Here is an 18,962-nt window from a genome sequence, read left to right on the forward strand (position 1 = left end):
GGTCACTCCCACTCGATGGTGCCCGGCGGCTTGCTCGTCACGTCCAGCACCACCCGGTTGACCTCGGCGACCTCGTTGGTGATCCGGGTGGAGATCCGGGCGATCAGCTCGTAGGGCAGCCGGGACCAGTCGGCGGTCATCGCGTCCTCGCTGGAGACCGGCCGCAGCACCACGGGGTGCCCGTAGCTGCGGCCGTCACCCTGCACGCCGACGCTGCGCACGTCGGCGAGGAGCACCACCGGGAACTGCCAGACGCCCCGGTCCAGGCCGGCCGCGGTCAGCTCCTCGCGGGCGATGAGGTCGGCCTGGCGGAGCAGGTCGAGCCGCTCCCGGTCGACCGCGCCGATGATCCGGATGGCCAGGCCGGGGCCCGGGAACGGGTGCCGCCAGACCATCGCCTCGGGCAGGCCGAGCTGGAGGCCGAGCGCGCGGACCTCGTCCTTGAACAGCGTGCGCAGCGGCTCGACCAGGGCGAACCTCAGGTCCTCCGGCAGGCCGCCGACGTTGTGGTGGCTCTTGATGTTGGCCGTGCCGGTGCCGCCGCCGGACTCGACCACGTCCGGGTAGAGGGTGCCCTGCACCAGGAACTCGACGTCGCCGTGGGCGGCGATCTCCCGCGCGGCGGCCTCGAAGACCCGGATGAACTCCCGGCCGATGATCTTGCGCTTCTGCTCGGGGTCGGTCACCCCGGCCAGGGCCCCGAGGAAGCGCTCCTGCGCGTCGACCACCTTGAGCCTGATGCCCGTGGCGGCGACGTAGTCCTTCTCCACCTGCTCGGCCTCGCCGGCGCGCAGCAGGCCGTGGTCGACGAAGACGCAGGTGAGCTGGTCGCCGACCGCCTTGTGCACCAGCGCGGCGGCGACGGCCGAGTCGACCCCGCCGCTCAGGCCGCAGATGACCTCCTTGTCGCCGACCTGCTCGCGGATCCGGGCGACCTGCTCGTCGATGATGTTCTCGGGCGTCCAGGTCGGCTCGATGCCGGCGATGTCGTAGAGGAAGCGGCGCAGCATCTCCTGGCCGTGCGCGGTGTGCCCGACCTCCGGGTGGAACTGCACGCCGGCCCGCCGGCCGGCCAGGTCCTCGAACGCGGCGACCGGCGCGCCCGCCGACTCGGCGGTCACCGTGAAGCCCGCCGGGGCCTCGGTCACGCAGTCGCCGTGGCTCATCCAGACCGGCAGGTCGTCCGGCAGCTCATGGAGCAGCACGCCGGCCTCGGGGCGGGCGCGCAGCGGGGTGCCGCCGTACTCGCGGTTGCCGGTGCGCGCCACGGTGCCGCCGAGCGCCTGGGCCATCGCCTGAAAGCCGTAGCAGATGCCGAAGACCGGCACCCCGGAGTCGAACATGCCGGCGTCGATCTGCGGGGCGTCCGGCGCGTAGACGCTGGACGGGCCGCCGGAGAGGATGATCGCGGCCGGGTCCTTCGCCAGCATCTCGGCGACCGGCATCGAGTGCGGCACGATCTCCGAGTAGACGTTGGCCTCGCGCACCCGGCGCGCGATGAGCTGGGCGTACTGGGCTCCGAAGTCCACCACGAGGACGGGGCGAGGCGTGCTCATGGCAGCAAATCCTACCGACGACGCCGCCGCGCCCCCCGCCGGTCCGCCACCACGCCACCGCGGTCGGCCCCCAGGTGGCCGGGCGCGACCGTCGTCGGCGGGCGCGTGCACCCCTCGGCGGCGCCGGGCCGAGCGCGACGACGCGGAGCCGGACGCCGCGCACCGCCCCGGAGGTGACCTCGGCCACCGTGCGGGTGATCTGTCGCGCCACCGCCCGACCGAGGGGAGCCATTAGGTACGTATGCGGCTTTTGGCCTGTATACGGTGTCCCTACCGTCCGGCACCGGCTCACGCACGAGGCCTCCGACGGGTGCGGGCGACGGCACCCCGGCGTGCGCCCGGGTCGCCGGAAGGCGGCAGCCGGGCGGGCACGGCGCGCCGGAGAGTCGGCCGAGGAGCGGGCATGACCGAGTGGTGGCTGTGGATGTACGTCGCCGCCATGGCGAGTGGGGTGGTGCTGTTCAGCCGGTGGCGGGCGGACCCGCGGGGAGTCCCGCCCAGCGAGTACCGGGTGGCGATCGCGGTCCCGCTCTGGTCCGGCTCCTGGTACCTGGTCCTGGCGCTGGGCGGCGGCCGGGCGGAGGTGGCCGGTCACACGCTCTACTGGGCGCGGTACGTCGACTGGGCGGTCACCTCCCCCCTGTTGCTGGTGGCGCTGATGCTGACCGCCACGCACTCGCTGCCCGGGCGCCGCTGGGGACTGGCGGGCGCCCTCACCGGGACGAACCTGGTGGTCTTCGTCTGCGGGCTGACCGCCGAACTCGCGGCGGACGCCACGATCCGCTACACCCTGTTCACGATGGGCGTCCTGGCCTTCCTCGGGCTCTACGGCCTGATCTGGGGGCCGCTGCGCACCCACGCGCAGCGTCAGCCGGCGGGGATCGCGGCGGTGTACACGGAGGCCGCCCTGCTGCTCAGCGTGCTCTGGGTGGGCTACCCCCTGTTCTGGATGATCGGCCCAGCCGGCGTCGGCCTGGTCGGCTCCGCCACCACCAGCCTGCTCTACGTCCTGCTGTCCATCCTGACGAAGGTGGGCTGGAGCATCCTCGATCTCGGCCGGCTGCGCGCCCTGTCCGACCGTGGTCACCTCACCGTCGTCTGACCCGGCCGGCGGGGCCGCCCCCGGAACGCCGGTGGGGGACGGCCGGGCACCCGCCCCGACCCGACGGCCGCCGCCGGACGCGACCGACGCGGCGAAGGGCCCACGGGGGCCGGACCGGCTGCTGCGACGCGCCGGGACGGCGTCGCAACTCGCCCTCGGCGGGCTGCTGGCGTCGTCGCCGCTGATCGACGCCGCCGGGCTGGGCAGCTCACCGGCCTTCCTGCTCGCGGGACTGCTCCTCGGGCTCCCGCACGGCGCGGTCGACCACCTGGTGCCCGCGTGGCTGTCGGCGCGCGCCCGTCCGCGGTCGGCACGCGTGGCGCTGCTGGCGGCCTACACGGCCGTGGCCGGCGCCGGGCTGGCGGCCTTCCGGGCCGCGCCGGACCTGGCGCTGGTCGGCTTCCTCGTCGTGTCGGTCGTCCACTTCGGCACCGCCGACGAGGCGTTCCACGCCGAGCGGGACCGCCGGCCGATCCGGCCGAGGGTGGCCGTCGTGCTCGCGTACGGGGGACCGCCGGTGGTCATCCCGCTGGTGCTGTGGCGGGACCAGGTCGACCCGCTGCTGGCGGCGGTGGCCCCGGGGGCGCCGGCGCTGCTCACCGTCGAGGTGCGGGCGCTGGCACTGGCCACCGTGCTGTGCGCGGTCGCGGCCACCGCGCTCCGGGACGCGCGTGCCGGACGCGCCCGCGACGCCGTCCAGCCGGTCCTCCTCGCCGCGCTGTTCAGCGCCGTGCCGCCGTCCCTGGCCGTCGGGGCGTACTTCGCGGCCTGGCACTCCTGCCGCCACGTCGCCCGGCTGCTGCGCCACGATCCGCGGAACGCGGCCGACCTGGGGGCCGGGCGGTTCGGACCGCCGCTGCGTCGCTTCGCGCGGCAGGCGGCGGCTCCCACGGTGGTGGCCGTCACCGCCCTGCTCGCCCTGGTCAGCTGGCCCGGCCACCGGGCGGACCCGCTGCCCGCGACGGTCGCCGTGCTGGCCGCGCTGACCCTCCCGCACGCGGCGCTGGTCGCCTGGACGGATCGGCGCGTACCCGTGCTCCGACGCCCGACGCGTTGACGGGTGCCGGGCCCGGTCACCTCCGCAGCGCGCCGGGGGCGTCGGCCGGGACCGCCGGGTGCCGGGGCGGCACCGGCTCCAGCCGACGGTACGGCTCACCGAGCGGCGGCCGCGGGTCCTCGTCGCCCCGGTTCGGCCAGAACGACATCGCGCGTTCCGCCTGGGCGGTGATGGTGAGCGACGGGTTGACCCCCAGGTTCGCCGAGACGGCGGCGCCGTCCACCACGTGCAGCCCGGGGTGGCCGTAGACCCGGTGCCAGGGGTCGACGACGCCGTCGGCGGGGGTGGCGCCGATGACCGCACCGCCGAGGATGTGCGCGGTCATCGGGATGTCGAACGGCTCGGTCAGCGCGCCGCCGGGCGTACCGCCGATCTCCTCGGCGAGCAGCCGCACCGCCTGGTTGCCGGCGGGGATCCAGGTCGGGTTGGGCGCGCCGTGCCCCGGCCCGGAGACCAGGCGCCGCCCCAGCGGGCCACGCCGGAACCGGGTGGTCAGCGAGTTGTCCGCCGACTGCATGACCAGGGCGATCACCGTCCGCTCCGACCAGCCGCGCACCGACAGCAGCCGGGCGGCCGTGCCGGGCTGGCGCAGGAGCGTGCCCAGCCAGCGGCGCACCCGGCGCGGGCCGCCGTCGACCAGCAGCGACTGGAGCAGCCCCATCGCGTTGGAGCCCCGCCCGTAGCGGACCGGCTCGATGTGGGTCTGCGGGTCGGGGTGGAACGAGCTGGTGATCGCCACCCCCTCGGTGAAGTCGAGCCCCTCGGCGCGGGCGCGCCGCCGGGGCACCGAGGCGCCCAGGATCGCCTCCGAGTTGGTCCGGGTCAGCTCGCCGAGGCGGGGCGAGAGCGCGGGCAGCGCGCCCTGCGCCTTCATCTCGTGCAGCAGCCGCTGGGTGCCGAGCGCGCCGGCCGCGAAGACCACCTGGTCGGCGTGGATCACCTCCCGCCGCGCCCGCAGCCAGGCCCCGGTGCGCACGGTGTGCACCGCGTACCCGCCGCCGTCGGCGGGGCGGACGGCGGTCACCGTGGTCAGCGGGTGCACCCGCGCGCCGAGCCGCTCGGCCAGCCAGAGGTAGTTCTTGACCAGGGTGTTCTTCGCGCCGTGCCGGCAGCCCGTCATGCAGCCGCCGCAGTGCGTGCAGCCGGTGCGCGCCGGCCCGGCCCCGCCGAAGTACGGGTCGGCGACCCGCTGGCCCGGCCGGCCGAGGTGCACGCCGACCGGGGTGGCGTGGAAGGTGTGCCCGACCCCCATCCGCTCGGCCACCGCCCGCATCGCCCGGTCCGTGCGGGTGACGAGCGGGTACGTGGTGACGCCGAGCATCCGCTTGGCCTGGTCGTAGTGGCGGGCCAGCTCGTCGCGCCAGTCGGTGATGTCCCGCCACTGCGGGTCGGCGTAGAAGGCGTCCAGCGGCTCGTAGAGCGTGTTCGCGTACACCAGCGAGCCGCCGCCCACCCCGGCCCCGGAGAGCACCAGCACGCCGCCGCCGGCCCGCCGGTCGGCCGGCCGGAGCAGCGTGAGCCGCTGCAGGCCGTAGCAGCCGAGCCGGGGCGCCCAGAGGAACCGGCGCAGTCGCCAGGAGGTCTGCGGGAACTCGTCGTCGGCGAAGCGCCGCCCGGCCTCCAGCACGCCGACCGAGTAGCCCTTCTCGGCCAGCCGGAGCGCGGTGACGCTGCCGCCGAAGCCCGACCCGATGACGACCACGTCGTACCGCATGAACGCATCATTACCGCTGAGTAGCCATCGCGCCAGCACCGGTTTCCGCGCGATCATGCTCCCGTCCGTCGATCCGGGGACGCCCACCCGAACCCGGGCCCGGAGTCCGCACGTTGTCTCACACGGGGGTGTCGCATGGCTCAGGGGACCGGGAGGAAGCGCCCGAGGTGGTTGCTGGGGCTGGCCGTCCTCGCGGCGTTGGCCCTGCTGGGCGTCGGCGCCCTCGTGACCACCCGGCTGGTCGGCGACGAGGAGCCGCGGCGCCCGAGCGGGCCGACCGTCGCCACCGGGACGCCGGGCCCGGCCACCCCGGGCGCCACGGCGAGCCCGACCGCGCCGCCGGGCGCCGGCATCACGGGCCCGCTCAACCTCCTCCTGGTCGGCGTGGACACCCGGGTCAGCGTGCCCGGCTGGGAGCCGCACGGCGACGCCGTGCTGGTGGTCCACGTGCCGAAGGGCCTCGACCGGGCGTACCTCTTCTCCCTCCCCCGCGACCTGCTGGTCGACATCCCGGCCTTTCCCAAGGCCGGCTACCGCGGCGGGAAGACCAAGCTCACCCACGCGATGAGCTACGGCAGCCGGGTGCCCGGCAAGCCCAGACAGCCGAGCACCGCCCAGGGGTACGAGCTGCTGCGCAGCACGGTCAGCGGCTACACCGGGCTGCGCATCGACGCCGGCGCGGTGCTCACCTTCAACAGCTTCGACAAGCTCGTGGACCAGCTCGGCGGGGTGGACCTCTACGTCGACCAGCGGGTGGTGTCGCTGCACCGCCGCCCCGACGGCCGGCACCGGGAGCCCGCGCCGGGCGGCGGAGGCTACGTCGGGCCGCAGATGGTGTACGAGAAGGGCGAACGGCACCTCACCGGCTGGCAGGCGCTGGACTACGCCCGCCAGCGCTACCTCACCGGCGGCGACTACGCCCGGCAGCGCCACCAGCAGCAGCTCGTCAAGGCGCTGGCCACCAAGATCCTCGACGAGAACCTGGCCCGGCAGCCGGAGCGCGTCCAGCAGGTGGTCGACGCCCTCGGCGAGACGCTGGTCTACGCCGGCGGGCCGCGCGTCGTGGACGTCGCGTACGCCCTCGGCGGGCTGCCGCCGGACCGGTTCGTGCTGGTCGGGCTGCCCGGCGAGGGCGTGGGCCGGGGCAGCGCCTACCGGGGCGAGCAGCTCAAGCCGACCGGCCGGAAGTTCCTCACCGAGCTGCGCGCCGGCCGGGCGGACGCGTACCTGGCCGCCCACCCGGAGCTGCGCGTCAAGGACTGACCGCCGTCACAGGCGCTCGGGCCGGGCGGGGCGTTCGCTGCCGCGCAGCCAGGCGTCGAAGAGCTCGTCGAGCTGCTCGCCCGAGATCCGCTCGGCCAGCGCGACGAACTCGGCCGTGGTGGCGTTGGCGTCGCGCTTCTGCGCCGTCCACGTCTTCAGGATCTCGAAGAACGCCTTGTCGCCGACCGCCACCCGCAACGCGTGCACGGTCATCCCGCCCCGCTGGTAGACCGACTCGCTGAACAGGTTCTCCACCCCCGGATCACCCGGCGGCGTCCGCCAGACCTCACCGGACGAGCCGGCGTACCGGGCGTCGAACGCCTGCTGGGCGGTGCGCCCGCCGTCGTACTCGGCCCAGAGCCACTCGGCGTAGGTGGCCAGCCCCTCGTTGAGCCAGATGTCCTGCCACCTCGTCAGCGACACGCTGTTGCCGAACCACTGGTGGGCCAGTTCGTGCGCGACCACCCCGGTGTTCTCGCCGGCGCGGAAGAAGCCCGCCGAGTAGACCGGGCGGCTCTGCGTCTCCAGGGCGTACCTGATCCGGGCGTCGGAGATCACCACGCCGCCGTACGACCCGAAGGGGTACGGCCCGAAGACGGTCTCCAGGTAGTCGGCCACCTCGACCGTGTCGGCGATCGACCGGTCCGCCGCGCCCTCCGGCAGGTCGGTGGTGACCGCGTGGAACACCGGCCGTCCCTTGTGCTCGCTCTCGGTGATCCGGAACTCGCCGATCACCACCGTGCTCAGGTAGCTCGCCATCGGGCTGCGCTCGGCCCACTTCCAGGTGGTCCAGCCGCCGACCGTGCTCCGCCCCGCCGGCACCCCGTTGCCGACCGCCGTCAGCCCCTTGGGGACGGTGATCTCGAAGTCGTAGGTGGCCTTGTCCGAGGGGTGGTCGTTGACCGGGAACCAGGTGCTCGCCGACTCGGGCTGGCCGAGCGCGATGGCGCCGTCCTCGGTGTGCAGGAAGCCCCCGACGCCCAGGGCCTCGTTGCGCAGCGGCTCCGGCTCGCCCTCGTACGCGACCTCGGCGACGAAGCCGTTGCCCGCGATGAGGCCGCTGGCCGGCGTGATGACCAACTCGTCGTCCTTGCGGCTGTGCTTCGCCGGAGCGCCGTCCACCGTCACCGACCGCACGGTCAGCCCGGCCAGGTCCAGGTTGAACGAGGACAGGTCGCCGGTCGCCGCCGCCTGGAGGGTGGTGGTGCCGGTGAGCCGGTCCTTCTCCGGGTCGTAGCGGACCTTGACCGTGTAGCGGCTGACGTCGTAGCCGCCGTTTCCGTAGGTCGGGAAGTATCCGTCGCCGACGCCCGCCGCCCCGGGCTTGAACTGGCGGGCCGCGCTGGGCGACGCGGCGGCCGGGGCCGGGGCCGGTTCGTCGCCCGACCCGCACCCGGTCAACCCGAGCGTCCCGCCCAGCAGCAGGCCGGTGCCCGCGCGCAGAACCCGCCGCGACAGCGTCATCGCCTCGTCCCCTCCCCTGCGCCGCCGGCTGCCCCACCGGCGACCCGTGCCGGAGCCGCGCCCCGCCGGTCCGCGGCAGCCTACCGAGCGCGCCGGGAAGCCGCGTCAGGGCAGGGCGGGGGCGGTGCCGCCGACGAGCCAGGCGTCGAAGAACGGCCGCAGGGACTTCCCGGACACCCGCTCGGCCAGCGCGATCAGGTCCTCCGTGGTGGCGTTGCCGCCCCGCCGCTCGGCGGTCCAGGTGCGCAGGATGCGGAAGAACGTGTCGTCGCCGACCGTGCGGCGCAGCGCGTGCACGGTCAACGCCCCGCGCTTGTAGACGGCCGTGCCGAACAACCCCGACCGTCCAGGGTCGACGACCGGGCGGGACCAGTCGGTGGCGGCGTACTCCAGCTCGAAGGTGCGCTGCGCGGTGCGGCCGCCGTCGTGCTCCTCCCACAGCCACTCCGCGTAGCTGGCGAAGCCCTCGTTGAGCCAGATGTCGCGCCACCGGCTCAGCGCCACGCTGTTGCCGAACCACTGGTGGGCCAGCTCGTGCGCGACCACGCCCGGGTTGGGCCGCCCGCCCCGGAAGAAACCCGGCCCGTAGACCGGCCGGGACTGGGTCTCCAGCGCGTAGCCGACCCGGCCGTCGGTGACCACGACCCCGCCGTAGGAGTCGAACGGGTACGGGCCGAACCGGCTGGCCAGGAAGTCCGCGATCTCGCCGGTGCGGGCCAACGAGGCGGCCTCCGGGCCGGCCGCCGGCAGGCTCGCCGGCACCGCCGTGACCATCGGCCGGCCGGCGTGTGTGCCGGTCTGCACCCGGTAGTCGCCGATCACGAGGGTGGTCAGGTAGCTGGCCATCGGCGCCCGCTCGGCCCACCGCCAGGTCGTCCAGCCGTCGGCGCGCGTCCGCTCCCCCGGCACCCCGTTGCTCAGCGCGGCCAACCCGTCCGGGACGGTCACCTCGATGTCGTACGTGGCCTTGTCCGCCGGATGGTCGTTGACCGGGAACCAGGCGGCCGCCGACCAGGGCTGCCCGAGCGCGATCGCGCCGTCGTCGGTGTGCAGGAAGCCCCCGCTGCCGAGTTGACCGTCGGCCCTCACGGCCGGCACGCCCGCGTAGTCCACCTCGACGGTGAACCGGGTCCCCCGCGGCAGGCCGTCGGGCGGGATGACCACCAGCTCGTCGCCGTCGCGGGCGGACCCGGCCGGCCCACCGTCGACGGTCACCCGCGACACGTCCAGCCCGGCGAGGTCCAGGCTGAACCGCGACAGCGGCGCGGTGGCGGTGGCGGTGACGACGGCCCGCCCGGTGAGCCGGTCGGTGGGCGGGTCGTAGCGGACGGCGAGCCGGTAGTTGTCCACGTCGTAGCCGCCGTTGCCGGCCCCCGGCACGTACGGGTCGGCGAGGTCGGCCGCCCCCGGCCGGAAGCCGCCCCGCTCGTCGCCCTCGGTGCAGGAGGTGAAGACCAGGGCGGCGGCGACGGCGACGGCGAGCGCCGGACGGAGCCGGCCGTGAGTACGACGCACCGGCCGAGCCTATCGGCGCGGCCGGTGCGGTTGGTGCTGCTTGCGCAGGTCAGCGGTCGAGAACCAGGCCGACCTTCTGGAACTCCTTGAGGTCGCGGTAGCCGCACTTGGCCATCGCGCGGCGCAGCCCGCCGAAGAGGTTGAGCTGGCCGTCCGGCTCGTCGGCCGGGCCGAAGAGCAGCTGCTCCATCGACCCGAGCGGCTCGCCGGCCGCCTCGAACGCGCCCCGGGGCAGGGACGGGTGGCTGGCCGCGGAGTGCCACCAGGCGCCGCCGGCCGGCGCCTCCGCGCAGAGCGACAGCGGCTCGCCGAGCATCACCGCGTCCGCGCCGCAGCCGAGCGCCTTCGCGATGTCGCCCGAGGTCTGGATGTCGCCGTCGGCGATCAGGTGCACGTACCGGCCGCCGGTCTCGTCGAGGTAGTCGCGGCGCGCCGCCGCCGCGTCGGCGATCGCGGTCGCCATCGGCACCCGGATGCCGAGCACCGAGTCGGTGGTGGACCACTCGTCGCCGCCGATGCCGACGATCACGCCGGCCGCGCCGGTGCGCATCAGGTGCAGCGCCGTCTTGTAGTCGGTGCAGCCGCCGACGACGACCGGGAGGTCGAGGTCGGCGATGAACTCCTTGAGGTTGAGCGGCTCCTCGGTGGTCGAGACGTGCTCGGCCGAGACGAGGGTGCCCTGGATGACCAGGATGTCCACGCCGGCGTCGAGGATCACCGGGGCCAGCGCCAGGGTGTGCTGCGGACTGACCCGCACCGCCACCGTCCCGCCGCCGGCGCGCAGCTCGCGGACCCGCTCGGCGATCAGGTCGGGGCGGATCGGCTCCGCGTAGACCTCCTGGAGCCGCTTGGTGGTGCGGGCGTCCTCGTCGAGCGCGGACAGTTCCTCCAGCACCTTGGCCGGGTTCTCGTAGCGGGTCCACAGTCCCTCGACGTTGAGCACGCCGAGACCGCCGAGCTGGCCGAGCCGGACGGCGGACGCCGGGCTCATCGTCGCGTCCGAGGGGTGCCCGACGCAGGGGATGCCGAACTGGTACGCGTCGAGCTGCCAGGCGGTGGAGACGTCGTCGACGTCCCTGGTCCGGCGGCTCGGCACGATGGCGATGTCGTCCAGGTGGTAGCCGCGCTGCGCGGTCTTGCCCAGCCCGATCTCGACCACGTCACGCATGGGGGACTCCAGGTGGTTTGGGGGTGGTGGGTCAGCGGGTGTGGTAGTTGGGCGCCTCGACGGTCATCTGGATGTCGTGCGGGTGGCTCTCCTTGAGCCCGGCCGCGGTGATCCGGATGAGCTGGCCGCGGCGGTGCAGCTCGGGAATGCTCTCCGCGCCCGCGTACCCCATGGCGAGCCGCAGGCCGCCGACCAGCTGGTGGGCCACCCGGGCCAGCGGCCCCCGGTAGGGCACCTGACCCTCGACGCCCTCGGGGACCAGCTTCTCGTCGCTGGTCACGTCCTGCTGGAAGTAGCGGTCCTTCGAGTAGGACTTCGCCTGGCCCCGGGACTGCATGGCGCCCAGCGAGCCCATCCCCCGGTAGGCCTTGAACTGCTTGCCGTTGACGAAGATCAGCTCGCCGGGGCTCTCCTCGCAGCCGGCCAGCAGGCTGCCGAGCATCACCGTGTCGGCGCCGGCGACGAGCGCCTTGGCGATGTCGCCCGAGTACTGGATGCCGCCGTCGCCGATCACGGGCACGCCGGCCGGGCGGGCGGCCCGGGCCGCCTCCATGATCGCGGTGATCTGCGGCACGCCCACCCCCGCCACGATCCGGGTGGTGCAGATCGCGCCCGGGCCGACGCCGACCTTGACGCCGTCGGCGCCCGCGTCGACCAGCGCCTTCGCCCCGGCGTACGTGGCGACGTTGCCGCCGACGATGTCGATGCCCACGTCCTTCTTGAGCCGGCGGACCATGTCCAGCACGGCCCGCTGGTGGCCGTGCGCCGTGTCCACGATCAGCACGTCCACGCCCGCGTCGACGAGCGCCCGGGCCCGCTTGTACGAGTCCTCGCCGACGCCGATCGCGGCGGCGACGCGCAGCCGGCCGGCCTCGTCCTTGGTCGCCATCGGGTACTGCTCGCTCTTGGTGAAGTCCTTGACGGTGATCAGCCCGCGCAGCTTGCCGGACTCGTCGACGATCGGCAGCTTCTCCACCTTGTGCTGGCGCAGCAGCCCCAGGGCGTCGTCCTTGCTGACCCCGACCGGGGCGGTGACCAGGGGGGTGCGCGTCATGATCTCGCGGACCGGGGTGGCCGGGTCGGAGACGAAGCGCATGTCGCGGTTGGTGACGATGCCGACCAGCTGGCCCTCGCCGTCCACCACCGGCACGCCGGAGATGCGGTAGCGCCCGCAGAGCGCGTCGACGTCCCGCAGGGTGTCGTCGGGACTGGCGGTCACCGGGTTCGTGATCATGCCGGACTCGGAGCGCTTCACCAGGTCGACCTGGAGGGCCTGGTCCTCCAGCGAGAGGTTGCGGTGCAGCACGCCGATGCCGCCCTGGCGGGCCATCGCGATCGCCATCCGCGCCTCGGTCACCGTGTCCATCGCGCTGGACAGCAGCGGGATGCTCAGGTCGATGTTGCGGGTCAGCTTCGTCACCGTGTTGACCCGGCTGGGCACCACGTCCGACTCGCCCGGCTGGAGCAGCACGTCGTCGAAGGTCAGGCCGAGCGGCACCACCCGGGCCGAGCCGGCGGGCAGCTCCGGCAGGTGGCCGCCCAACTCGCCGTTGTCGGCGCCGGTCGGCAGATCGGTGCTGGGCGAAAATTCCACGATTGCTCCCCTGAGCTGCTCGGACGGGCTTCAGCGAGGCGGCGCGCGCGGGCACCGGCGCACGCCGGGTGACGGCGCGTCGTCCCATCGTACCCACCGACCTGGGCCGCCCCCGCCGGTGGCGGCCCAGGTCACCGGTGCCCGGGGGCGGACGCGGCCCCGGCGTTGGGTCTACGGTGAGGGGGTGCACGACGAGCCCATCGACCCCTTCAACGGCGACCCGGCCGACCCGGCCGCCGGCCTGCACGATCCGGGCGACGACGCCCCGCTCGACCCGCTGACCGACGTCGAGCGGCAGGACGTGCTGGAGGACCTCGCCGACCTGGAGATCTACCAGGCGCTGCTGGCGCCGATCGGGGTGCGCGGGCTGGTCATCGAGTGTGAGGACTGCCGGGAGCCGCACTACTTCGACTGGGACCTGCTCCGGGGCAACCTGCGGCACCTGCTCAGCTCCGGGCGCCCCCGGGTGCACGAGCCGGCCTACGACCCCGACCCGGACCACTACGTCACCTGGGACTACGCGCGGGGATACGCGGACGGCGTGCACGACACCCTGACCGAGGGCTCCGACGAGGAGCCCGGCACCGACCGCTGACCCTCGCCGGCGCGGTGGGCTCAGGCCACCAGGCCGGCGCGGAAGCCGGCCGCCACGGCGTGCGCGCGGTCCCGCGCGCCGAGCTTGCGGAACAGCCGCCGGGCATGGGTCTTCACCGTGTCCTCCGAGACGAACAACTCCCGGCCGATCTCGGCGTTGCTCTTGCCCTCCGCCATGCCGAGCAGCACCTGGAGCTCACGCTCGGTCAGCCCGATCTGGGACCGTCCGGCGCGCGCGCCGGACGCGCCCCGCTGCTGTCCCCCGGGTACGGCGTCGGTCGGTTCGCCGGCGGGCTCGGCCGGGTCGTCGCCGCGTTGCGCCGGCACCACGGTCGGGGCCCCGCCCGGGCCGTCGGCCGGCGGCGTCGACCAGGCGGGGCCCGGATCGGCCGGTGACCGGCCGGCCTGGGTGGCGCGGACGGTGCCGCCGACCGCCGCGGTGTCCCGGGCCGGATCGGTGATCCGGGGCCGGGTGGCCCGGCCGGGCGCGGCGAGCAGCAGCAGGGCCTTGGCCACCGCGCTGGTCAGGTCGTGGTCGGCGCCCTGGATCAGGCCCCGGGCGCCGGCGCTGATGGTCGCGGCGGCGGCCTCCGACTCCTCCGTGCCGAGCAGCAGCACGGAGGCCTGCGGGGCACGGGCCAGCACCCGGCGGACGAATCCGGCGCTGTCCGGCCGGGTGAGGGCCGTGTCGGCGAGCACCACGTCGGCCGGACGCTCGGCCAGGCGCAACATCACCTCGGGATCGGAGACGGCGGTCCGCACCACGGCGGACAGCCCCAGCCGCGCCGCCGCGGACGTCAGATGCTGCGCCGCAAGCGGTGTCCGAACGCACACGAGAACCGTACGCACAGTGGTCTCCTCTCCGCCCACGAGCAGACCACGGCCGAGTCGGGTCGCGAGGAGGTTCCCGGCAATCCTCCGAACTTTTCCGACAAGTAGGGCATAAGCCGCGAGTTGTCCGAGGTTTTCGATCACAGAAGTGTGAGCCGGGGAAAGCTCGGGTAGGGAGCCTCCAGGCCGGAAACGGCGCGCCTGCGCGGATCGCCGCCCGGACGCCGATTCACGTGGATCTGCGCGGTGCCGCGCGGGAGGAGGGGTGCTGATGTCGAACGTACGTAGACTGCCCGGACCCATCGTCGACCTCTGGGACTGGCAGCGGCTCGGTGCCTGCCGGGGCCGGGACAGCGCGCAGTTCTTCCACCCCGACGGCGAGCGCGGCTCGTCACGGCTGCGCCGAGAGTCCGGCGCCAAGGCCGTCTGCCGCGCCTGCCCTGTCCGGGCCGAGTGCGCCGCGCACGCCCTCTCCGTCCGGGAGCCGTACGGCGTGTGGGGCGGCTTCAGCGAGTCGGAGCGGCTGCGGCTGCTCGCCGTCGGCTGGGAGGACCTGGCCGACCGCCGGCAGACGCGGGTCGACGTCGCCCGGCTGGAGGCCCGCCTGGGCCGGCCGCACAAGTCGACCGTCCCCGCCCAGCGCAAGATCGCCTGAGCCGGCGCCCGAGGACCACACCGACGCCGCGCCCCCACCCCGGGGGCGCGGCGTCCGCGCGCACCACGAAGACCAGCAACGCGGCCAGGACGTGGTTGGCGCCCCGACGGATCGAAGGCATGCGTCCATCCCACCGCCAGCGGGGCGCGGCACGCACTGGACCTGGGCGGCGGTTCGGGGTGGGGCTGGGCATACCTCCACCCGAGGCCCCACCGCGACGGCAGAGGGCCGCCCGACCGCCACCGGCCGCGCAACGCACAGGGCGCGCCGTCGGCGAGGACGGCGCGCCCTGTGTCCCACGTACGGCGAGGGTCAGAAGCCCGGGCCGTGCTGGTGGCCGTGACCGTGACCGTGACCGCCGGCCGCGGCCGGCTCGGCCTTCTCCGGCTTCTCCACCACGAGGCTCTCCGTGGTGAGCAGCAGGCCGGCGATCGACGCGGCGTTGCTGACCGCGTTGCGGGTCACCTTCACCGGGTCGACGATGCCGGACTTCGCCAGGTCGACGTACTCGCCGGTGGCGGCGTCGAGGCCGTGGCCCCACTCCTTGCCGACGACCTTCTGCACCACGACGTAGCCGTCGTGCCCGGCGTTCTGGGCGATCCAGCGCAGCGGCTCGACGAGCGCCTTGCGCACGATCGAGACGCCGACCTTCTCGTCGCCGGTGAAGCCGAGGTCGTCGTCGAGCGCCGGCAGGATCTGGGCCAGGGCGGCGCCGCCGCCGGGGACCGTGCCCTCCTCGACCGCGGCCTTGGTCGCGGCGATCGCGTCCTCGATGCGGTGCTTGCGCTCCTTCATCTCGACCTCGGTCGCGGCGCCGACCTTGATGACCGCGATGCCGCCGGACAGCTTGGCCAGCCGCTCGGCGAGCTTCTCCCGGTCCCAGTCGGAGTCCGAGGCCTCGATCTCCTTGCGGATCTGGGCAACCCGGTCCGCGACCTCGCCGGCCTGGCCGCCGCCGTCGACGATGGTGGTGTTCTCCTTGTCGACCACCACGCGGCGGGCGCTGCCGAGCACCTCCAGGCCCACCTGGTCGAGCTTGTAGCCCAGCTCCGGGGCGACCAGCTCGGCGCCGGTGAGGATCGCCATGTCCTGGAGCATCGCCTTGCGGCGGTCGCCGAAGCCGGGGGCCTTGACCGCGCAGACCTTGAGGGTCTTGCGGATCGAGTTGACCACCAGGGTGGAGAGTGCCTGGCCCTCGACGTCCTCGGCGATGATCAGCAGCGGCTTGCTGTTCTGGAGGACCTTCTCCAGCAGCGGCAGCAGCTCCTCGATCGCCGAGATCTTCTGGGTGGTGATCAGGATGTACGGGTCCTCCAGGACCGACTCCTGACCCTCCACGTCGGTGACGAAGTTCGGCGAGATGAAGCCCTTGTCGAACTGGAGACCCTCGGTCACGTCCAGCTCGGTGTGCAGGGCGGAGCCCTCCTCGACGGTGATGACACCGTCGCGGCCGACCCTCTCCATCGCCTCGGCGATCAGCTCACCGATCGTGGCGTCCTGCGCGGAGATCGTCGCGACGTGCGCGATCGACTCCTTGTCGGCCACCTCGACCGCGCGGCCGAGCAGCGCCTCGGAGACCTTCGCGGCCGCCGCGTCGATGCCCCGCTTGAGGCCGGTCGGGTTGGCGCCGGCGGCCACGTTGCGCAGGCCCTCGCGGACCATCGCCTGGGCCAGCACGGTGGCGGTGGTGGTCCCGTCGCCGGCGACGTCGTTGGTCTTGGTCGCCACCTCCTTGACCAGCTGCGCGCCGAGGTTCTCGTAGGGGTTGGTGAGCTCGATCTCCTTGGCGATGGTCACGCCGTCGTTGGTGATCGTGGGCGCACCGAATTTCTTGTCCAGGACGACGTTGCGCCCGCGCGGGCCGAGGGTCACCTTGACCGCGTCCGCGAGGGCGTTGACACCGTGCTCGAGCAGGTGCCGGGCGTCGTCCGAGAAGCTCAGGATCTTCGCCATGAATGTCCCTTCGAAGCGACGCTGCCCCGGCCCGGCGAGCCGGACCGGGGCAGCGACACTGATCGGTTGCTTACTTCTCGATGACCGCGAGGACGTCGCGGGCGGAGAGCACCAGGTACTCCTCGCCGGCGTACTTGACCTCGGTGCCGCCGTACTTCGAGTAGAGGACGGTGTCGCCGACCTTGACGTCGACCGGCACGCGGTTACCCTTGTCGTCGATCCGGCCCGGGCCGACAGCGAGGACGGTGCCCTCCTGCGGCTTCTCCTTGGCGGTGTCGGGGATCACGATGCCCGACGCCGTGGTGGTCTCAGCCTCGTTCGCCTGGACCACGATCCGGTCCTCGAGCGGCTTGATCGCAACCTTGGTCGCGGTAGTCACGGGCATACCCTCCTGGGGTACTGGTTTCGTTACCGGACGGCATGCCGCCGGCGTCAATCTGCCACATGCCACCGGGCGGGGCCGTCGTCGCGGGTGCCGGTCCGCCTGGCGTTCAGCGCCCGGACCTGACGGCCCGGAAGCTGGCACCCTCAGGGTGAGAGTGCTAATCGCAGGTTATTCCTCGGCTAGCACTCCGTCAAGGAGAGTGCCAGCCCGCCGGTCGGCGCGTCGGGCCGGGCGGCGAGAATGACCGGGTGGACCTCGACCAGCTCGCCGCCCTGCGTACGCCCGAGGGGTCGGCCGCGCTCGCCGCGGCGGCGCGGGTGGCCGGCGGCGATCCGCTGGCCGCGGCGGTCGCGCTCCGCTCGGCCGGGATGCCGCCCGCGCTGGCGGCGGCCGCGCTCACCCAGGCCGAGCTGCGCCGCCGGGCGGTCGGCAAGTTCGGGCCGCCGGCGGCGGGGATGTTCCTGACCCGGGCGGGGCTGGAGCAGGCCACCCGCCGGCCGGTGGCCGACCGGCGGGCCGCCCGGTTGCGCGCGGCCGGCGTGCGGGTCCTGGCCGACCTCGGCTGCGGCCTCGGCGCGGACGCGATCGCCGCCGCCCGGGCCGGCATCCGGGTGTACGGGGTGGAGGCCGACCCGGTGACCGCCGCGATGGCCGCCGCCAACGCCGAGGCGGCCGGGCTGGCCGAGCTGTTCACGGTGGAGTGCGGCGACGCCACGGCCTTCGACGTGGGCCGGGTCGACGGGGTGTTCTGCGACCCGGCGCGGCGCAGGGCGGGCACCGGGCGGCGGATCTTCGACCCGAACGCCTACTCCCCGCCCTGGGACTTCGTCGTCGGGCTGGCCGAGCGGGTGCCGTACACGGTGGTGAAGGTGGCGCCCGGCATCGACCACGCGCTGATCCCGGCGGGCGCCGAGGCGGAGTGGGTGAGCGCGGACGGCGACCTGGTCGAGGCCGCGCTGTGGTGCGGCCGGCTCGCCCGGGTCCCCCGCCGGGCCACCCTGCTGCGCGGCGACGTCGCGCACGAGCTGACCGGCTCCGGCGACGCCGAGGCGCCCGTCGGGCCGGCGCGCCGCTTCGTGTACGACCCGGACCCGGCGGTGGTCCGCGCGCACCTGGTCGCGGAGCTGGCCGACGCCCTCGACGCGACGCTGGCCGACCCGAGCATCGCCTACCTCTACGCGGACGTGCCGGCGGCGACCCCCTTCGCCCGCTGCCTGGAGGTCACCGACGTGCTGCCGTTCTCGCTCAAGCGGCTGCGGGCCCTGCTGCGGGACCGCCGGGTCGGGCGCGTGGAGATCCTCAAGCGCGGGTCCGCGCTGGAGCCGGAGAAGCTGCGGCGGGACCTGCGGCTGGCCGGCGACGAGGCGGCCAGCCTGGTGCTGACCCGGGTGGCCGGCGCGCCGACGGTGTTGGTCTGCCAGCCGGTCGGTTAGGCGCCGGCCCGGCCCGCGTCCGGCGCGTCGCGGCCGGGGCGTCCGGCCCCGTCCCCGCCCCGGGGCCTGCGGCCGTCCTCCGCTTTGCCGTCCTCCGCTTTGCCGACCCGCGCGGCGCCGGGTTAGCGTGGCGGCCATGGCGGGACAGGGCACGCCGGCGACCGCACTGCTGGCGAAGCGGAAGGTGACGCACCGCACCCATCCGTACGACGTCTCCCCGGACGCGCCGAACTACGGCGCGCTGGTCGCGGCGGCGCTGGGGGTGCCGCCCGAGCGGCTGTTCAAGTCGCTGGTCGCCGAGGTCGACGGCGCGCTCACCGTGGCGGTCGTGCCGGTGAGCGGCGAACTGGACCTCAAGGCGCTCGCGGCGGCGGTCGGCGGCAAGCGGGCCGCCCTGGCCGACCGCGCGGTCGCCGAACGGGCGACCGGCTACGTGCGCGGCGGCATCAGCCCGCTCGGGCAGCGCAAGCGTCTCCCCACGGTGCTCGACTCCTCGGCGCTCGACCACCCCACCGTGTACGTCTCGGCGGGCCGCCGCGGCCTCCAGGTCGAACTGGCCCCGGCCGACCTGGTGGCCCTGACGGACGCGCGGGTCGCCCCGCTGTCCACCTGCTGACGGGCGGCGGCCGGAAGCGCGGGGCGGGTGCGGGGACGCGCGGGGGACGGCCCGCCGGCACG

The 18,962-nt window shown here is 74.5% G+C and carries 16 protein-coding genes; 7 read left to right on the forward strand and 9 right to left on the reverse strand.

Annotated elements, in window-relative coordinates:
• Window positions 1–2: 2 nt before the first annotated feature.
• A complete protein-coding gene (guaA, locus tag ACGF7U_RS11435; protein WP_393105452.1) occupies window positions 3–1,556 on the reverse strand; it encodes a glutamine-hydrolyzing GMP synthase in 1,554 nt (517 codons plus the stop codon).
• A gap of 403 nt (window positions 1,557–1,959) precedes the next feature.
• Here guaA and ACGF7U_RS11440 point away from each other — a divergent pair, with 403 nt between their 5' ends.
• On the forward strand, window positions 1,960–2,658 hold the full coding sequence (locus tag ACGF7U_RS11440) for a bacteriorhodopsin (protein WP_393105454.1): 699 nt from the start codon (window positions 1,960–1,962) through the stop codon (window positions 2,656–2,658).
• 31 nt (window positions 2,659–2,689) lie between these two features.
• Window positions 2,690–3,715 carry a Brp/Blh family beta-carotene 15,15'-dioxygenase gene (locus tag ACGF7U_RS11445; RefSeq protein WP_393105456.1) on the forward strand — a complete coding sequence of 342 codons (1,026 nt, stop codon included), beginning with the start codon at window positions 2,690–2,692 and terminating at the stop codon, window positions 3,713–3,715.
• A 16-nt stretch (window positions 3,716–3,731) separates the two neighbouring features.
• Here the strand turns inward: ACGF7U_RS11445 and ACGF7U_RS11450 are convergent, their stop codons facing one another.
• The gene (locus ACGF7U_RS11450; protein ID WP_393105458.1) at window positions 3,732–5,429 is read right to left on the reverse strand and encodes an FAD-dependent oxidoreductase; all 1,698 of its coding nucleotides are present in this window, start codon (window positions 5,427–5,429) and stop codon (window positions 3,732–3,734) included.
• A 135-nt stretch (window positions 5,430–5,564) separates the two neighbouring features.
• On the opposite strand from ACGF7U_RS11450, the gene ACGF7U_RS11455 reads away from it, so the two are divergent.
• Window positions 5,565–6,692 carry an LCP family protein gene (locus tag ACGF7U_RS11455; RefSeq protein ID WP_393105460.1) on the forward strand — a complete coding sequence of 376 codons (1,128 nt, stop codon included), beginning with the start codon at window positions 5,565–5,567 and terminating at the stop codon, window positions 6,690–6,692.
• Between the two features lie 6 nt (window positions 6,693–6,698).
• Here the strand turns inward: ACGF7U_RS11455 and ACGF7U_RS11460 are convergent, their stop codons facing one another.
• The 4 genes from ACGF7U_RS11460 to guaB form a co-directional block, all read right to left on the reverse strand.
• Window positions 6,699–8,156, reverse strand: a complete 1,458-nt coding sequence (locus ACGF7U_RS11460; RefSeq protein WP_393105462.1) for a M1 family metallopeptidase — start codon at window positions 8,154–8,156, stop codon at window positions 6,699–6,701.
• 105 nt (window positions 8,157–8,261) lie between these two features.
• The gene (locus ACGF7U_RS11465; RefSeq protein ID WP_393105464.1) at window positions 8,262–9,671 is read right to left on the reverse strand and encodes a M1 family metallopeptidase; all 1,410 of its coding nucleotides are present in this window, start codon (window positions 9,669–9,671) and stop codon (window positions 8,262–8,264) included.
• 49 nt (window positions 9,672–9,720) lie between these two features.
• Window positions 9,721–10,839, reverse strand: a complete 1,119-nt coding sequence (locus ACGF7U_RS11470) for a GuaB3 family IMP dehydrogenase-related protein (RefSeq protein ID WP_393105466.1) — start codon at window positions 10,837–10,839, stop codon at window positions 9,721–9,723.
• A 31-nt stretch (window positions 10,840–10,870) separates the two neighbouring features.
• Window positions 10,871–12,433 carry an IMP dehydrogenase gene (gene guaB / locus ACGF7U_RS11475; RefSeq protein ID WP_393105468.1) on the reverse strand — a complete coding sequence of 521 codons (1,563 nt, stop codon included), beginning with the start codon at window positions 12,431–12,433 and terminating at the stop codon, window positions 10,871–10,873.
• A 184-nt stretch (window positions 12,434–12,617) separates the two neighbouring features.
• Between guaB and ACGF7U_RS11480 the strand changes: the two genes are divergently transcribed.
• Window positions 12,618–13,028 carry a DUF5319 domain-containing protein gene (locus ACGF7U_RS11480; RefSeq protein WP_393105470.1) on the forward strand — a complete coding sequence of 137 codons (411 nt, stop codon included), beginning with the start codon at window positions 12,618–12,620 and terminating at the stop codon, window positions 13,026–13,028.
• A 20-nt stretch (window positions 13,029–13,048) separates the two neighbouring features.
• Here the strand turns inward: ACGF7U_RS11480 and ACGF7U_RS11485 are convergent, their stop codons facing one another.
• Window positions 13,049–13,876: a LuxR C-terminal-related transcriptional regulator gene (locus tag ACGF7U_RS11485; RefSeq protein ID WP_393105472.1), complete on the reverse strand. Its 828-nt coding sequence runs from the start codon at window positions 13,874–13,876 to the stop codon at window positions 13,049–13,051.
• 253 nt (window positions 13,877–14,129) lie between these two features.
• Between ACGF7U_RS11485 and ACGF7U_RS11490 the strand changes: the two genes are divergently transcribed.
• Window positions 14,130–14,513 (forward strand): WhiB family transcriptional regulator, encoded by a 384-nt coding sequence (locus ACGF7U_RS11490; RefSeq protein ID WP_393105474.1) that lies wholly within the window; start codon window positions 14,130–14,132, stop codon window positions 14,511–14,513.
• A gap of 312 nt (window positions 14,514–14,825) precedes the next feature.
• Here the strand turns inward: ACGF7U_RS11490 and groL are convergent, their stop codons facing one another.
• Both groL and groES read right to left on the reverse strand, forming a co-directional pair.
• Entirely contained in the window at window positions 14,826–16,466 is a 1,641-nt protein-coding gene (groL, locus tag ACGF7U_RS11495) for a chaperonin GroEL (RefSeq protein ID WP_393105476.1), read from the reverse strand.
• 70 nt (window positions 16,467–16,536) lie between these two features.
• A complete protein-coding gene (gene groES / locus ACGF7U_RS11500) occupies window positions 16,537–16,851 on the reverse strand; it encodes a co-chaperone GroES (protein WP_088998427.1) in 315 nt (104 codons plus the stop codon).
• Between the two features lie 248 nt (window positions 16,852–17,099).
• On the opposite strand from groES, the gene ACGF7U_RS11505 reads away from it, so the two are divergent.
• Window positions 17,100–18,284 carry a methyltransferase domain-containing protein gene (locus ACGF7U_RS11505; RefSeq protein ID WP_393105478.1) on the forward strand — a complete coding sequence of 395 codons (1,185 nt, stop codon included), beginning with the start codon at window positions 17,100–17,102 and terminating at the stop codon, window positions 18,282–18,284.
• 136 nt (window positions 18,285–18,420) lie between these two features.
• Entirely contained in the window at window positions 18,421–18,900 is a 480-nt protein-coding gene (gene ybaK, locus ACGF7U_RS11510) for a Cys-tRNA(Pro) deacylase (protein ID WP_393105480.1), read from the forward strand.
• Window positions 18,901–18,962 lie beyond the last annotated feature (62 nt).

It is taken from the genome of Micromonospora sp. NPDC047670, assembly GCF_043204915.1.
Classification (GTDB): Bacteria; Actinomycetota; Actinomycetes; order Mycobacteriales; family Micromonosporaceae; genus Micromonospora.

Excerpts from the sequence above, each read along its gene's own strand:
- groES (WP_088998427.1), bottom strand. The coding sequence starts at position 16,851 with ATGCCCGTGACTACCGCGACCAAGGTTGCGATCAAGCCGCTCGAGGAC.
- ACGF7U_RS11455 (WP_393105460.1), top strand. The coding sequence starts at position 5,565 with ATGGCTCAGGGGACCGGGAGGAAGCGCCCGAGGTGGTTGCTGGGGCTG.
- ybaK (WP_393105480.1), top strand. The coding sequence starts at position 18,421 with ATGGCGGGACAGGGCACGCCGGCGACCGCACTGCTGGCGAAGCGGAAG.
- ACGF7U_RS11450 (WP_393105458.1), bottom strand. The coding sequence starts at position 5,429 with ATGCGGTACGACGTGGTCGTCATCGGGTCGGGCTTCGGCGGCAGCGTC.
- ACGF7U_RS11490 (WP_393105474.1), top strand. The coding sequence starts at position 14,130 with ATGTCGAACGTACGTAGACTGCCCGGACCCATCGTCGACCTCTGGGAC.
- guaA (WP_393105452.1), bottom strand. The coding sequence starts at position 1,556 with ATGAGCACGCCTCGCCCCGTCCTCGTGGTGGACTTCGGAGCCCAGTAC.
- ACGF7U_RS11470 (WP_393105466.1), bottom strand. The coding sequence starts at position 10,839 with ATGCGTGACGTGGTCGAGATCGGGCTGGGCAAGACCGCGCAGCGCGGC.
- ACGF7U_RS11460 (WP_393105462.1), bottom strand. The coding sequence starts at position 8,156 with ATGACGCTGTCGCGGCGGGTTCTGCGCGCGGGCACCGGCCTGCTGCTG.
- ACGF7U_RS11440 (WP_393105454.1), top strand. The coding sequence starts at position 1,960 with ATGACCGAGTGGTGGCTGTGGATGTACGTCGCCGCCATGGCGAGTGGG.
- groL (WP_393105476.1), bottom strand. The coding sequence starts at position 16,466 with ATGGCGAAGATCCTGAGCTTCTCGGACGACGCCCGGCACCTGCTCGAG.